This is a genomic window from Flavobacterium cerinum, from assembly GCF_024496085.1.
GTDB classification, from domain to species: Bacteria; Bacteroidota; Bacteroidia; order Flavobacteriales; family Flavobacteriaceae; genus Flavobacterium; species Flavobacterium cerinum_A.
Genome location: NZ_CP101751.1, coordinates 2,620,589 through 2,636,022, shown reverse-complemented (window position 1 = coordinate 2,636,022; position 15,434 = coordinate 2,620,589). Strand labels below are relative to the sequence as shown.

Annotated in this window: 12 protein-coding genes; 4 read left to right on the top strand and 8 right to left on the bottom strand. The window is 37.3% G+C overall.

From position 1 onward, the window contains the following. Window positions 1–12: 12 nt before the first annotated feature. From NOX80_RS11810 to NOX80_RS11795, 4 genes are all read right to left on the bottom strand, one after another. Entirely contained in the window at window positions 13–1,131 is a 1,119-nt protein-coding gene (locus NOX80_RS11810) for a tetratricopeptide repeat protein (protein ID WP_256549992.1), read from the bottom strand. 49 nt (window positions 1,132–1,180) lie between these two features. Further along, the gene (locus NOX80_RS11805) at window positions 1,181–2,761 is read right to left on the bottom strand and encodes a helix-turn-helix domain-containing protein (RefSeq protein WP_256549991.1); all 1,581 of its coding nucleotides are present in this window, start codon (window positions 2,759–2,761) and stop codon (window positions 1,181–1,183) included. A gap of 208 nt (window positions 2,762–2,969) precedes the next feature. After that, window positions 2,970–3,665 carry a LytR/AlgR family response regulator transcription factor gene (locus NOX80_RS11800; protein ID WP_256549990.1) on the bottom strand — a complete coding sequence of 232 codons (696 nt, stop codon included), beginning with the start codon at window positions 3,663–3,665 and terminating at the stop codon, window positions 2,970–2,972. Then, on the bottom strand, window positions 3,641–4,645 hold the full coding sequence (locus NOX80_RS11795; RefSeq protein ID WP_256549989.1) for a sensor histidine kinase: 1,005 nt from the start codon (window positions 4,643–4,645) through the stop codon (window positions 3,641–3,643). Before NOX80_RS11795 ends, NOX80_RS11800 begins: the two co-directional genes overlap by 25 nt. A 177-nt stretch (window positions 4,646–4,822) precedes the next feature. On the opposite strand from NOX80_RS11795, the gene NOX80_RS11790 reads away from it, so the two are divergent. The 4 genes from NOX80_RS11790 (at window position 4,823) to NOX80_RS11775 (ending at window position 9,920) form a co-directional block, all read left to right on the top strand. Further along, complete coding sequence (locus NOX80_RS11790; protein WP_256549988.1) at window positions 4,823–7,189, top strand: TonB-dependent receptor; 2,367 nt, start codon at window positions 4,823–4,825, stop codon at window positions 7,187–7,189. Between the two features lie 26 nt (window positions 7,190–7,215). After that, window positions 7,216–8,031: a DUF4249 domain-containing protein gene (locus tag NOX80_RS11785; protein ID WP_256549987.1), complete on the top strand. Its 816-nt coding sequence runs from the start codon at window positions 7,216–7,218 to the stop codon at window positions 8,029–8,031. 83 nt (window positions 8,032–8,114) lie between these two features. Then, entirely contained in the window at window positions 8,115–8,777 is a 663-nt protein-coding gene (locus NOX80_RS11780; protein ID WP_256549985.1) for a thiamine diphosphokinase, read from the top strand. 120 nt (window positions 8,778–8,897) lie between these two features. Then, a complete protein-coding gene (locus NOX80_RS11775; protein ID WP_256549984.1) occupies window positions 8,898–9,920 on the top strand; it encodes a M28 family metallopeptidase in 1,023 nt (340 codons plus the stop codon). A gap of 53 nt (window positions 9,921–9,973) precedes the next feature. Here the strand turns inward: NOX80_RS11775 and NOX80_RS11770 are convergent, their stop codons facing one another. From NOX80_RS11770 to NOX80_RS11755, 4 genes are all read right to left on the bottom strand, one after another. Further along, window positions 9,974–10,189, bottom strand: a complete 216-nt coding sequence (locus NOX80_RS11770; RefSeq protein ID WP_256549983.1) for a heavy-metal-associated domain-containing protein — start codon at window positions 10,187–10,189, stop codon at window positions 9,974–9,976. Between the two features lie 5 nt (window positions 10,190–10,194). Beyond that, on the bottom strand, window positions 10,195–12,408 hold the full coding sequence (locus NOX80_RS11765) for a heavy metal translocating P-type ATPase (RefSeq protein WP_256549982.1): 2,214 nt from the start codon (window positions 12,406–12,408) through the stop codon (window positions 10,195–10,197). An 83-nt stretch (window positions 12,409–12,491) separates the two neighbouring features. Beyond that, window positions 12,492–13,052 (bottom strand): helix-turn-helix domain-containing protein, encoded by a 561-nt coding sequence (locus tag NOX80_RS11760; RefSeq protein ID WP_256549981.1) that lies wholly within the window; start codon window positions 13,050–13,052, stop codon window positions 12,492–12,494. A 61-nt stretch (window positions 13,053–13,113) separates the two neighbouring features. Then, window positions 13,114–15,384 carry a cation:proton antiporter domain-containing protein gene (locus NOX80_RS11755; RefSeq protein WP_256549980.1) on the bottom strand — a complete coding sequence of 757 codons (2,271 nt, stop codon included), beginning with the start codon at window positions 15,382–15,384 and terminating at the stop codon, window positions 13,114–13,116. Window positions 15,385–15,434 lie beyond the last annotated feature (50 nt).

Genomic DNA, 15,434 nt, shown 5'->3' with positions numbered 1-15,434 from the left:
TAATTTAACTTTTTATTTACTTTCCCTTAACGGTTTTTCATTTTGTAAGCTTTGGATTACATTTTCAAGTTTTTCAATCTTCTTTTTAGATTTTTTGACAGACAAAAAGAAGAAAAACAGGATCAAAACGGAGATTAAAAAAAGACCGATACAACCGTAAATAAACTTCGGTATATCATTTTTCAATTTAAATTCTTCTTCTTTTTCTGCCTCATTAAGCGAGTCACTAATTGATTTACGTTCCCGCTCTTTAATCTTTAATTGGGTTTGAAGATATTGGGTTCTGTACTCTTTATAATGTTTCCATTCGTTAACTGCCAGATAATTTTCAGACAGTCCTTTGTAGATTTCCTGATTTAAAATCAGATCCTCTACGTTTCCTGAAATTTTCAATGCTTCTTTTAATGTTGCTATGGCTTCGGTATATTTTCCTTCCAGTGTGTAAACCTGTGCCAATCCTTTTAAAGCAAATCCCTGCAAACTATAGGCATTTACCGCTTTGGCCAGATCACCGGATTCCTTAAAACTTTTAATCGCAGCTTCATTATCCGACATCAGGATATAACAATTTCCTTTATTGTATTTGGCAATACTAATCTTCGAGGCGTTATTCCCGGCTGCCTTCGACTGGTTGATTTCAGCAATTCCTCTGTCGAAAAAAGTAATCGCAATATCACAGTTTAGCTTTTCTTTATAAATAAACCCTCTGACCAGATAATTTAATCCGAGACTAACCCGAACCGAATCCCGAACCGGATATTCAAAACACAATTGTTCTGCTTCATCCAGGCTTTGAATCGCTTTATCGTAAATTTTTAACTGATGATATTGAATACCGGCTTTATTGATCATCTGTATTTTAAGCAATTCATCCTGGCACTTCGGTAATAGCTGATTGGCTTTAATTACATATTCCAGTGATTTTTCATAATCTCTTTTTGAAGAATAACCATCAGATATCAGCTTATACCCTCGTATTTTGATATTTACATCATTCCCGGCTTTACTAACCACTTCTCTTCCGGCTGCGATTACTTTATCGGGATTACCGTACATCTCCCGGATACTTACCCGGATAATACTATCAAGGTTTTGTGCCGATTGACCGTAAACAGTATTCTCTGTTAGCATAAAACCGACAAGAAGATATAATATGAAACTAAATTTTCGGAAAACGATTTTACCCATTGGTCACCTCCATTTCATTCTTTAATAACTCGATAAAAGTAATCGGAGCAATTCCCGTAATCGATTTAAATACCGTTGCAAAACTGCTGTGGGAAGAAAAGCCACTGTTTTCAGCGAGATAACTGATTTTATAATTCCTGAAATTCGGATCCGATTTCAGTTTTTCGACGATATAATTAATCCGTAACTTGTTGATATACGTATTGAAATTCATATCATAGTGCTTATTGATAATCTCCGACAGGTATTTCGTATTCGTCTCGAATTGCCCGGCTAAAACAGCGAGCGACATATCATTACTGGTAAATTTTGTTGAATTTTCAAAACGTTTCAGCTTAGCCAGTAAAGCCTGTTCCGTTTCTTGCGGTATGGTACTCTTTTTCGTAACCTCTTTTTTCTCAGTAAATCCGATGATGAGGTTATTACGGGTCACTTCCAGATAACTGATAATCTCACGAAGTCGCTTTTTCTTTGAATGAAATTTAAACCAAAACAATCCGCCGATTACTATAATCGCAAACGTTAGACCTAAAGCCGTATAAAACAAAGTGATATAATTCTGCTTACGGGAAAGGTATTGATTTTCATATTCCTGTGTAATCAGATTATAAGCCGTATTGACCGATTCCTGTTCTATTTTTTCAACTTCAGCATTGGCTTTTAAGAAATTCGTATTGTAAAATTTATAATTTGCTGTATCATTTAAAGCCAGATAATTAATCGCTATTTGTTTGTTTAGAATTTCAGCAAAATACAGATTTTCAAAAGGTTGTGATTTCTGAAGTGCTTTTAACAATAATCGGATCGCATCTGAATGCTCTTTTTTATGAAAATAGACTGAAGCCATTCCGCTTAAAGCAAATACTTCGATATAGTTATTTTTCACTTTCATCGTATCCAGACGTTTTAAAATGGCTGAAAAATGCCCCTCCGCTTTTGTATATTCGTTGGTACTGCTATAGATACGAGCCTTAGCAATGGCAATCCATAATGCCAGTTCTTCTTCGTCTTTACGACTTTGGTCTTTAAATATAAAATTATCCCGATTGAGATTTTGTAAGGCTGCCTTGTAGTTTTCCCTTTCCAGGTTCATCATCGTTTTTTCAAGCTGTAACAAACCAAGAGCATAGCCTTTTGTTGCCGGATCTTTTATTTTATCAGCGCGATGGCGGGCTTCTTTAAAGTAATTTAGTGATTGATTGTCAAAATATAACGCTCTTAAAATCCCGGATTGGGTAACCGATACTTCAACGGCATCTCTTTCGGATAAATCGGCAACCCCTTTATTCGCTTCATACAAATAGGTCAGCGCATTGTTATAATCGCCTTTTGCCTCATAAATTTTGGCCAGCAAGAGATTGATTTTGGCGTTTTCTTTTCCGGAGCCGGCATTTTTCAGTAAATGCTGCGCCACTTTTAAAGCTTCGTCCGGTTTGGAGTAAACCAGTTCTTCTGATTCGTTAAATAAAAGCTGTTGTTTAGATACAGCTTGCGCCATTACAGTATCTGATGATACTATCCAGGTAAAAATAAACAGTAATAAGCAATAAGATTGTACTTTGTTATACTTCATCTGACCGTTCCGAAATTATACAATGTGTTACAAATGTATCGATAATACTAACAATCACAATGATTTTAGAAGGTTAAAACAATATCGCCCATATCCTGATTTTTTAAAACGAATCCCTTTATATCACAAAAAAATGTAACATGAAAAAGGAGGTTACCTTTATTGCTATAAACTTATTCTTAATAAAAAAGACAACCTGAAAGTTGTCTTAGTAGAGTTTATCGGCCAGAATCTGGTATTTTCGTCCGATCGGGATAATGCGATCATCGGTTAACGTCAGGTTGTGTTTGTTATTGCCTTTTAAATGTTCTGAGTTAACAATATGCGAACGATGTACCTGTACAAAACGATTATCAAGATTGTCCATAATCTCGATAAGACTACCATATACTACAATCGGCACAATATTTTCCCGGATATAAATTTTCAGGTAATTGCCCACACTTTCGATACAAATAATCGCAGTTAGCTCGATATCCGTTACTTCACCGTTTACTTTAAGACGGATGGTATTTTTTATCTCTGTTTTATGACCATTCGCATCACAAAACAGTTTTGCTTTTTCAATAGCTTTAGCAAAAAGCGGAAATGAAACCGGTTTTAGCAGATAATCCACAACATCATGTTGAAACGATTTCAGTGCATAGTCCGAATAGGCTGTTGTAACAATAGTCACCGGACGTTTCGGCATCCGTTCCATCAACTCAACGCCGGTAAGAATAGGCATATTGATATCCAGAAATATAATATCATATTCCTGATTAACCAGTTTTTGCAGGGCTTCCTTTCCGTTATAGGCACTTCCGCCGTAAATAAGCTCCGGGCATTGTTCGATATGCGATCTGATAACCTGATGCGCCGGTTTTTCATCATCGACGACTAAGCATTTATATTTAATTTCCATAATTGTAATTCCAATTTAAAAATACCGGTAACATTTTTATCAATTGTGATTTTATGTTTTACAAAAGACACGATCAGTCTTCGTCTTAAATTCTCCAGTCCAAGTCCTGTGCTTTCCAGAAATGAACCTTCTGCAAGGCAATTATTCTCTATTGTAAAAATTAAATGATCATCCAAAAACTTCCAGTGAATGTCGACATAAGGTTGTTCGCATTCTGACGAAAACTTGATGGCATTTTCGATTAACGTCATAAATACGAGCGGTAGTATAAAAAAATTCTCAAAATCACCTTCTGAGCGTTCTGTTACTCTTAGATTATGACTTTTATACTGGTGATAACCAATGTATTTCTGGACAAAATCAATCTCTTCCGTCAGACATACATATTCTTTTTTAGTAGCTTCAATCTGATACCGCAACAAACCGGAAAGCTTCAGTATTTTTTCGGCTACGGTTTGCGGCTCCGCGAGTGCATCACCATAGAGATTGTTCATCGCATTAAGTAAAAAATGCGGATTAAGCTGTTGTTTTAGGAAAGTCAGCTCAGCCTGCGAATTCAGTAGTTTTTTATGGGTTCGGAATACGTTTTGTAAAACCCAGAGGTGAATAAAATAAATTCCGGTTCCGACAAAAAGCATAAAAAGTGTTCCGAGTATTTCATTGAAAAGCGAAATATACTCTCCGAAGTTTTGGGTTACCTGTACCTGAACGATAATATAAAACAACCAAAAAAGTGCGAAATATTTAAAAAAAGTAAAATATTTTCGCTCCAAAAGAAATTTTCTTACAAGAATCACGTTACTAAACATGACTGCCGCATAAATGGCCGTTAAGATCAGTATTAATTCTATTAATATAAGTTCCGGAGTTTTATTCTGTTCCCTGTCAGCATATTCATTATATAAAAATAACGAAAAAAGCAGCAGATAAAAGGTAGTATTCCGAACCCAGAAGTTTTCGTAGGTAAGCCGTAGTTTCATGATTGCAAAAATAGAGTAATCGAACTATTTTCAATCTATTAGCATTATTTTTTATACGAACGCCACTAATATAATAACACAATAATTTAAATAAATTTTAACTTAATTTTTCTTGCAAGAGGTATCTTTGCAGTAATTTTTTAATCATCAATCAAAAAACGACAATTATCAAAAAAAATGAACTTTAAAATTTTTATTTGCCTGTTTTTTTGCTCCGTCAGCATGATGGCTCAGGAGAAAGTGACCTTAAGCGGTACCATTTCGGATACCAAGAACAACGAAACCCTGATCGGGGTAACGGTTTACATTAAAAGTCTGCAAACCGGCGCTACTACAAACGAGTATGGATTTTACTCGATTACCGTTCCGAAAGGAACCTACACCGTACAGGTGAACTACATGGGGTATCAGGGTATTGAAGAGACCCTTACGCTGAATCAAAACACCCGTAAAAACTTTGGAATGGGCGAAAATTCACAGGACTTACAGGAAGTTGTAATTACTGAGAATAAGAAAAAAGTAGATATCCGTCGCCCGGAAATGAGTGTTAACAAGCTTTCCATTAAGGAAATTAAAAAAATGCCGGTTGTATTAGGAGAAACGGATGTTTTAAAATCGATTCTGACACTTCCCGGTGTAACCAATGCCGGTGAAGGCGCTTCCGGATTTAACGTACGTGGTGGTTCTGCCGATCAAAACCTGATTTTGTTGGATGAGGCTACCGTTTATAACTCGTCTCACTTATTCGGTTTCTTTTCCGTATTTAACTCCGATGCGATTAAAGATCTGAAATTGTATAAAGGCGGAATTCCGGCGCGTTTCGGTGGTCGTCTTTCTTCGGTTCTGGATATTTACCAAAAAGAAGGAAACAGTAAGGAATTCCATATGAATGGCGGTATCGGATTAATTTCCAGTCGTTTGTTGGCTGAAGGTCCGATTACCAAAGACAGAGGTTCATTCCTTGTTGCCGGTAGAGCTTCTTATGCGCATTTATTCCTTAAAATGACGGATAATAAAAACTCCGCTTATTTCTATGATTTAAATACCAAATTGAGCTATAAACTCAATGATAACAACAATTTATATTTATCCGGATATTTCGGTCGTGATGTATTTGATCTGAACAGTAACTTTATGAATACCTACGGAAACACGGTTGTTAACTTACGTTGGAACCATTTATTTTCCGATAAACTATTCTCCAATATGTCATTGATTTACAGTGATTACTACTATGGATTAACTTTAGACTTTGTAGGCTTCAACTGGGATTCAGGGATTAAAAACTACAATTTCAAATACGATCTGAAACATTATATATCCAACAAATTACAGTTGAGCTATGGTGTTAATGCCATCTATTATGATTTCAATCCGGGAACGATCGAACCGAATAAACCGAATTCCGGTATCAATGCTGATCAATTGGATAAAAAATATGCCTTTGAACCGTCTTTCTATATTGATGCCGAGCAAAAAATAACGGAGAATCTTTCTGTTAATTACGGTTTACGCTATTCGATGTTCTACCGTTTAGGACAACAAAAAATGAATATTTACGACAACAATCAGGCGGTTATCTTTAACGATGATCTAAAGATTTATGAAAAAGGAACACCAACCGGAAGTGAGTATTTCGGACGTAATAAAACAATTGCGAGCTTTGATAATTTCGAACCTCGGGTAGCTGTTTCCTATGCTTTAAATGATGATCAATCTGTAAAGGCAAGTTATAATCGTATGAGTCAGTACCTGCATTTGATTTCGAATACCGCTTCTCCTACACCACTGGATGTATGGGCTCCGAGTGATAATTTCCTGAAACCGCAAACATTGGATCAATATGCTATCGGTTATTTCAGAAATTTTAATGAAGATAAATATTCCTTAGAAGTGGAAACTTTCTATAAGAAAATTAAAAACAGAGTGGATTATATTGACGGAGCCGATCTGATTGCTAATAATGCTATTGAGCAAGTTGTATTAAACGGAAGTGCACGTGCTTACGGATTGGAAGTTTTGTTGCGCAAAAACACCGGGAAATTAACCGGATGGGTTTCCTATACTTTATCCCGTTCCGAACAGCAAACACCGGGAAGAACGCCTAACGAAACCGGAATCAATAACGGAGAATGGTATCGTTCCGGATACGACAAAACGCATAACCTATCGGTTACCGGATCGTACACGCATAACGAAAAATGGACATTCGGAGCGATTTTCGCTTTACAATCCGGGCAACCGGTAACCTATCCGAACGGACAATATATTTATCAGGGAATTTCGGTACCGAGCTATGGCAGTCGTAACGACAATAACCTGCCGTTGTATCACCATTTGGATGTATCGGCTACTTATACGCCAAAACCGGAAAAGAAAAAAGGATGGCAGGGTGAATGGGTTTTCAGTATTTACAACTTGTATAGCCGTAAAAATGCTGCTTCCATCAGTTTCCGTCAAAATGAAGATACCGCCCGAAATGAAGCGATTAAATTATCCATCTTCGGAATTGTGCCTTCTGTAACTTATAACTTTAAATTCTAAACTGTTTCATTTAAGATACTATCATTATGAAAACCATATTAAAATATTGTTCCTTTCTTTTCGCAGTACTTTTAATGAGCAGCTGTGAAGAAGTTGTCGACGTTAAACTGGATACAGCTCCTCCCCGATTGGTTGTGGATGCCGCGATTAACTGGATTAAGGGAACAACCGGTAGCGAACAAACCATTTATTTAACGACAACTGCCGATTATTTCGGAACCGAAATTCCGAAAGTAAGCGGTGCCACTGTGTTTATTACGAACAGTAGTAATGTTGATTTTCCTTTTCTTGAGGTAGCAGCGGGCGAATATAGCTGTACTAATTTCCAACCGGTATTGGGCGAAACCTATACACTTACTGTCGTAGCTCAGGGTGTTACCTATAAAGCTACGGAAAAAATGATAAGTGTACCGAGCATTCAAAACATCGAACAAAAAAATGACGGTGGCTTTACCGGTGATCAGATCGAGTTAAAAACGTATTATAACGATCCGGGTGATGAGGATAATTATTATTTATTCCGTTATATCCGAAACAGTACATTAGCCGTTTTTCGTACCAGTGACGACCGTTTTGTTCAGGGGAATACCACTTTTGATATTTATTCGCATGAAGACCTGGAAGCCAATGATAAAGTAAACATCCGATTAATGGGTATTTCCAGACAATATTACAACTATATGAATATCCTGATCAGTGTGGTAAACGGCGGAGGTGGTCCTTTCCAGACGCCACCGGCAACAGTACGCGGAAATGTGATCAATCAAAACAATCAGGCTAATTATCCGCTGGGCTATTTCAGTCTGTCGGAAGTCGATGAAACTACTTATACCGTTCAATAAAAATGAAAAAAGACAACTTTGATAAGTTGTCTTTTTTGTTTTAAAATCATTGCTTACTTTTGGAATAACTCAAAAAAGCAAAAATGTCTTCACACCATATTGTCCGCGATGATCAGGAACCCGCTTTAATCATTGCTAACGGAGCGCCTTGCGATGACGAACTACTCGGACAGCTACTGGAATGGTCGCCTTTGGTTATTGTATTGGATTCGGCTATGGAACGGGTATTGGATCTGGGAATAAAAGTTGATGTCCTTTTAGGCGATTTCGATCGGAATTTCGATGCGGAATTTTATAAACAAACGCAATATCCGATTGAAATTGTACATGCTCCGGATCAGGAAAAAACCGATCTGGAAAAAGCTTTTGATTACCTTATCGAACGCAATATCCCCGCTGTTAATGTGATATGGGCAACCGGAAGAAGAGCCGATCATACGATCAGTAATATCACGAATATTGTCCGCTATCGCAACCGACTCAAAATTGTAATTCTGGATGATCATTCTAAAATATTCCAACTACCGCAAAAGTTTGAAAAATGGTATCCGGCTGATACGATACTTTCGCTGATTCCGATCGGCACCGTAACCGGTATTCATTCCACAAATCTTTTTTATCCGCTACAGGATGATTCCCTTACAATTGGCTATCGTACCGGAAGCAGCAATCATGTTTTAAAAGACGGGCTGGTTAGCATTACACATGAATCCGGTGATTTATTATTAATGGAATGCTTTGATTAAAAAATATATCCCCTGTTTTTAACAGTAAAAATAAAAAATAGAAAAAATTCACGTTACAATTGAAACAAAATAGTATTTTAGGCTACTCATTATCTAAAATACAACCTACAAATCGATACAATGAAAAAAATACTTCTTTGCAGTCTGACACTTTCTCTCGTATTGAGCAGCTGTTCCTCCCAAAAAGCAACCTCTTCCAAAGATTATGTATCTAAATACATGAATACGATCAATAAAGACGAGCTGAAAAAGCACCTTTATATCGTGGCTTCCGATGAGATGCAAGGGCGAAATACCGGAGAACCGGGACAGAAAAAAGCCGGAGAATATTTAATTGCCGAATACAAAAAAATGGGAATTTCGTATCCTAAAGGAGCCGATAGCTTTTATCAGAAAGTCCCTTCCGAATTTATGGCACGTCCTTTTAGTCCTAAGTTAGGCGATTCTGAAAATATCTGGGCTTATATCGAAGGTTCTGAAAAACCGGATGAGGTTTTGGTTATTTCAGCTCATTATGATCATGTCGGAATGAAAAACGGTGAAATTTATAACGGTGCCGATGACGATGGTTCCGGTACTGTAGCCTTATTGGAAATCGCTCAGGCCTTTATGGATGCCAAAAAAGCCGGACACGGACCAAAACGTTCCATTTTGTTTCTACATGTTACCGGTGAAGAACATGGTTTACACGGTTCCCGTTACTATTCTGAGCATCCTCTATTCCCGCTAAAAAATACAATTGCGGATATTAATATCGATATGATCGGACGACGTGATCCGGCACATAAAGACAACGGAAATTATGTCTATGTAATCGGTTCCGACCGTTTGAGTACCGAATTACATACGATTAATGAGGAAGCCAATAAAAAATATGTAAACCTGTTACTGGATTACAAATACAACGATCGTAACGATCCGGAGCAGATTTATTACCGTTCGGATCATTATAACTTTGCTAAACACGGTATTCCATCTGTATTTTTCTTTAATGGCGTACACGAAGATTATCATCAACCGGGCGATACACCGGATAAAATCGAATATGACTTATTGGAAAAAAGAGCAAAACTGGCTTTTGCTACAGCCTGGGAACTGGCAAATCGTCCCAATCGTATTGTTGTAGATCGAAACGGCGAATAAAACAAATTTTTAGCTATCATAAAAAAAACGGTCAGGACTATCCTGACCGTTTTTTATTCTGCTACTTTTTCAATCGTATAACCTACATTTTTAAGTTGTTCCGCTAAAGTCGCTTCTGAAACGGAATCACTTTCAATCGTTAATATTTTTTGCGGATTTTCAGTATCCACTTTCCAGTTTTCAGAACCTACGAGCGGATTTAAAACCGGGGTTACTTTTTCGATACACCCGGCACATTTAATGTTTGTTTTAAATTTCATTGTTTTCATGATTGTTATTTTTTAAATTTTAATAATAAACTGTTGCTAACTACACTTACTGAACTCATCGCCATAGCAGCTCCGGCAATCATTGGATTTAATAAGAATCCGTTAATCGGATATAATACACCGGCTGCAATCGGAATTCCGATTATGTTATAAATAAAGGCCCAGAACAGGTTTTGTTTGATTGTTTTTACGGTTTGTTTTGACAAATGAATCGCAACCGGAATTTTCTTTAAATCGGATGAAATAATCGTCATATGCGCTACATCCATCGCAATATCCGATCCTTTCCCCATTGCAATACTCACATTTGCCTGTGCCAATGCCGCACTGTCATTAATCCCGTCGCCCACCATGGCTACTACTTTACCTTCACTTTGCAATTGTTTTACATAGTCGGATTTATCCTGTGGCAATACACCGGCTTTATAACGTTTAATATTTAATTGTTTTGACACTGCTTCAGCTGTAGCCTGATTATCCCCGGTTAGCATAATTACCTCAATACCGTCCCGTTGTAAATCTTCGATAGCCTGAACCGAAGTTGGTTTTATTGCATCCTGAACCGCAATAATAGCTACTACTTCTTTTTCAGAACCGAAAAACAAAACAGTTGCTGCTTTACTGTAATAATCGTTTGCAAACTGTTTTAAATTGTCCGAAATCGAGATATTTTCATTTTCCATCAATTTCTGGTTTCCCACCCAATAGGTTTCGCCGCCAACAATTGCTTTTACTCCAAACCCGGTTATACTTTCAAATTTCTCCAGTGTAACCGTAGCAAATTCATCTACTTCTTCGAATTCATCTACTACAGCCTGAGCTAACGGATGTTCCGATTGTTTTTCAATTGTTTTTAAAATTGCAGCTTTTGTAGTATCATCATGCAACCATTTTGTAGCCGTAACTTTCGGTCTTCCTTCCGTAATAGTCCCCGTTTTATCCAAAATAATCGTATCTACCTTTTGCGCCAGTTCCAGACTTTCCGCATCTTTTATCAGAATACCCTGTTCGGCTCCTTTTCCTACACCTACCATAATGGCTGTTGGCGTTGCTAATCCCAAAGCACACGGACAGGCAATTACCAATACGGTTACCATCGCCATTAAACCTTGTGTAAATCCGTTTTCACCTCCGAAAATCAACCAGACGATTAACGTTATTATTGAAATCGTAACCACAATCGGCACAAAAATTCCGGCGATTTTATCCACCAGTTTTTGAACCGGTGCTTTACTTCCCTGTGCATTCTGAACCATTTTGATAATATGCGCTAATAAAGTATCACCTCCTACTTTACGAGCCCGGAATTGCAGGCTTCCCTTCTGATTTAATGTTCCGGCAAAAACGGTCGTTCCGATTCCTTTTTCAACCGGCACCGGCTCACCTGAAATCATACTTTCATCGACAAACGAATTTCCGGAAACCACTTCACCGTCTACTGCAATTTTTTCACCCGGTTTAACCAGAATCAAATCATCTACAACAATCGATTCGATCGGTGCTTCCATAAATTCTCCGTTATCTTTTACGATGGTAACCGTTTTGGGTTGAAGTCCCATTAGTTTTTTAATTGCAGAAGCTGTATTTCCTTTCGCTTTCTCTTCCAATAATTTTCCCAGAAGAATAAAAGCGATAACAACTGTAGCTGCTTCAAAATAAACGTGTGCATGTAAACCGCGTTGGTGCCAGAAATCGGTAAAAAGTGTATTAAAAACACTGAATACATAGGCAATACCCGTACTTAATGCCACTAATGTATCCATATTGGCCGAACGGTGTTTTAGTTGTTTCCAGGCATTAATAAAGAAATCTTTTCCGTACCAGAATAAAACAGGAGTGGCAAAAAACCACATGATTTCGTTTCCGTAAGGCATATCCATAAAGAACATTCCGATAATAAAAACCGGAAGCGTTAACAAAGACGCTCCTATTGTTTTCTTTTTCAGTTCCTCATAATGATTTTTCTGTTGGGTTTCTACTACCTCATTTACATCAATATCTTCTTCCACGATAATATCATATCCGATGGATTGTATCGCTGTTTTAAAATCGTCAAGGGATGCTACTTCCGAATCGTATTCCACTTTTGCAGAGGCATTGGCATAATTAACCGCGGCATCGACAACCCCTTTCTGGTGTTTTAGCATGCTTTCCACACTAACGGCACATGAAGCACAGGTCATCCCGGTTACCGGAAAATTTTTGGTGATTGCTTCCATAATCTTTCTTTGTTTTGTTATGACAAAGTTAGATCGGATTGCAATAAAAACTGTTGTAGAATTTTATAATGGAGTTGTAAGATTTACACTTTGTCCAACGGGATTCGTTTTTCGTCCCGGATATTTTTAAAGTGTGATGGTGTTAATCCCGTTACTTTTTTAAACTGATTGCTCAGATAAGCCACACTGCTATAACCTAACTGATCAGCAATTTGTTTTAGCGAAAGTTCGTCGTAAACAATCAGTTCCTTTACTTTTTCGATCTTTTGATTGATCAGATATTTTTCGATTGTAATTCCTTCCATTTCAGAAAAAAGACTGCTCAGGTAATTATAATCGTATTGTACTTTATCCGAGAGAAACTCCGATAATGTCAGTTTTGTTTTTTCCTGATCGTAATGAATAAAGTTGATGATCGTATTCTTAACTTTTTCAATAAGCTGTTTGCGTTTATCATCAATTATTTCGAAACCGATTGCTTCCAGTTCTTCCGAAAATCGTTGCAATTTGTTTTCCGGAACCGATTCATCAAGCGTAACCTCTCCCATTGTTACCTGTTGGTACGGAAGTTCAATTTTATCGAGGATTTGGGTTACTGCCAAAACGCAACGTTGGCAAACCATATTTTTAACAGCTATTTTCATAACATAAATTTACTGTCAAAAATACAATTTGCCAACGGGATTTTAAATTCTTAACGTCTTTTTAAGGTTTTAGTATTAAAAGTGACGGTGTATTATTAAGCCAGGTACTTCTGGAATCTACTAATTTTTTCCAGCTGTCAACACTAATAATCATTAGATCCTGTTCCTGTAAAAAGTCTTTTTCTATTTTGCGTTCATTCAATAGCTTGATATGATTAGGCGCCATTTGTTCGATCGCACGGATACCTTCTTTTATAGTTGCATTATTTTTTATATTACCCACAACATCCAATACCGTAACCTGCGATTCTACATTGGCAATCAATTTTTGAGCATAATCGATCAGGAAGGCATCCGAATTATCAAATAAGGTTACAAAAACGCGATCTGCTTTTTCAAAACTCTTGTTCACCAACACACCAACCGGAACTTCGGTTTTCGCTAATATCTGTTCTGTACGTTCATCAAACGGTGAGTTTTCAAATAATTTTTCTTTACCGGTAAATTTATTCAACAGATTTTCAGGGTTAATGATACGTGTTGTGAACCCTAAAATTTTGCCTAATAATGTTCCTTCAAAAATAGATTGTCCTAAAGCAATCAAAACCAAGTCAAATTCTCCTTTATTAGAGACTTCGATGATATCCGAATCCACATCCGTTGAAGTTTTAAACAAGGTTGTTACTTTTTGTTTTAACTCTTTTGATTCCGTTAAAACCGGTTTAAAACACTGATCTTCAAATTCTTCTACATTAAAAGGATTTACTTCATTACTGGACGGGATATGCATGGCCGTTACCATTGCATTTTTCTTCATTTTTTTGACAAAAGTATTCGCAAGGCGCAATAATCCTTTTCCTTCTTCCGGCGTATCAAACGATACCAATACTTTGTATTTACTTACCTGACTGATTTCAGCCGGTACAATTTCATCTTTTGTTTTAAATATATAGTTGATCAAATCTAAAGCCGGTCCGGTCATTAAGGTTGTTGCTAAGGCCATGATTACCATCATCGCAAAAATTTCCGGTTTTAAAACACCGAGATCGTATCCGATGTTTAATACAACCAACTCCATCAATCCCCGTGTATTCATCAGAGCACCGATCATTAAACTATCACGCCAATTTTGTCCGACGAATTTAGCAGTAATCGTACTTCCGACAAATTTTCCGACTACAGCAACCAATACAATCAATCCGCAGATTTTCCATAAATACGGATCATCTAAAAGTCCGATTTGCGTACGTAATCCGGTGAAAACGAAAAACAACGGCAATAACATTACTTGCGAAACGTCTTCTACTTTTTCAATAAATACATTTCGGAAACGCATATTGTCCGGCATAATCGCTCCGGCCATAAAAGCGCCGAATAAAGCGTGAATTCCGATTACTTCGGTAGCATAAGATGAGATTAATAAGGTTAGGAAGAAAATCGCAACCACCGATTTGGTGATACTTTCTTTACTGGTATGCAAATCTCCGATTCGTTTCAGGAACGGTCGCACCACTTTAAGCATCAGAATTACGTAAATAATCGCAAGAGCTATAATATACAAAGAGCTTAAAAAAGAACCTGCCTTAACAATTGCGATTACAGCTGCCAGAATACACCAGGCTGTAATATCATCGGCAGCAGCGCAGGTAATAACCATAGCGCCTAATTTGGTACGATGCAATCCTCTTTCCTGGACAATACGAGCCAGAACAGGGAAAGCCGTAATACTCATCGCAATACCGGTAAATAAGGCAAACGAAAGAAATTCAACACCATCCGGGGCAAATTGGGTGTAAATAAAATAGGCCAATACCATTCCTAATGTAAACGGGATTACGATACTGGCATGGCTTATAACGACAGCTTCTTTAGCTTTATTTTGTAATACTTTTAAGTCCAGTTCCATTCCGACTACGAACATAAACAGGATCAAACCGATCTGACTCAGGAATTGTAAATTTCCTAATGAGGCTTCCGGAAATAATAAATGTGAAAATTCAGGGAAATAGGTTCCCACCAAAGAAGGTCCCAAAACAATACCGGCCAGGATCTCTCCGATTACCATTGGCTGACCTATTTTTTTACATAGTTCGCCAAACAGTCGGGCAACAAATACAATTGTTACTATTTGTGCCAATAATATGGCCAGTGGATGGGTTAAATTGTGAATTAAGGAAGATAAAAATTCCTGCCATTGGGTGTTTCCGGAATTTGGCACAACAACATGACGTCCCGCTTCCAGCACTTTTCCATTTTGGACAGTCCAGTACATGGCTGCAAAAGCGACTCCTAATACACCAACATAAAAGAAGCTGTTTTTAAAGTTTTTCATAGGTTATCTTTTTGGCTTACACTTATTTTTGGTGCAAAGATGCTATATAA

Bases quoted from the DNA above. Each gene is read 5' to 3' on its own strand.
- NOX80_RS11775 (WP_256549984.1), top strand. From the start codon at position 8,898: ATGAAAAAAATACTTCTTTGCAGTCTGACACTTTCTCTCGTATTGAGC.
- NOX80_RS11755 (WP_256549980.1), bottom strand. From the start codon at position 15,384: ATGAAAAACTTTAAAAACAGCTTCTTTTATGTTGGTGTATTAGGAGTC.
- NOX80_RS11780 (WP_256549985.1), top strand. From the start codon at position 8,115: ATGTCTTCACACCATATTGTCCGCGATGATCAGGAACCCGCTTTAATC.
- NOX80_RS11770 (WP_256549983.1), bottom strand. From the start codon at position 10,189: ATGAAAACAATGAAATTTAAAACAAACATTAAATGTGCCGGGTGTATC.
- NOX80_RS11810 (WP_256549992.1), bottom strand. From the start codon at position 1,131: ATGCTAACAGAGAATACTGTTTACGGTCAATCGGCACAAAACCTTGAT.
- NOX80_RS11800 (WP_256549990.1), bottom strand. From the start codon at position 3,665: ATGGAAATTAAATATAAATGCTTAGTCGTCGATGATGAAAAACCGGCG.
- NOX80_RS11785 (WP_256549987.1), top strand. From the start codon at position 7,216: ATGAAAACCATATTAAAATATTGTTCCTTTCTTTTCGCAGTACTTTTA.
- NOX80_RS11795 (WP_256549989.1), bottom strand. From the start codon at position 4,645: ATGAAACTACGGCTTACCTACGAAAACTTCTGGGTTCGGAATACTACC.
- NOX80_RS11765 (WP_256549982.1), bottom strand. From the start codon at position 12,408: ATGGAAGCAATCACCAAAAATTTTCCGGTAACCGGGATGACCTGTGCT.
- NOX80_RS11805 (WP_256549991.1), bottom strand. From the start codon at position 2,761: ATGAAGTATAACAAAGTACAATCTTATTGCTTATTACTGTTTATTTTT.
- NOX80_RS11760 (WP_256549981.1), bottom strand. From the start codon at position 13,052: ATGAAAATAGCTGTTAAAAATATGGTTTGCCAACGTTGCGTTTTGGCA.
- NOX80_RS11790 (WP_256549988.1), top strand. From the start codon at position 4,823: ATGAACTTTAAAATTTTTATTTGCCTGTTTTTTTGCTCCGTCAGCATG.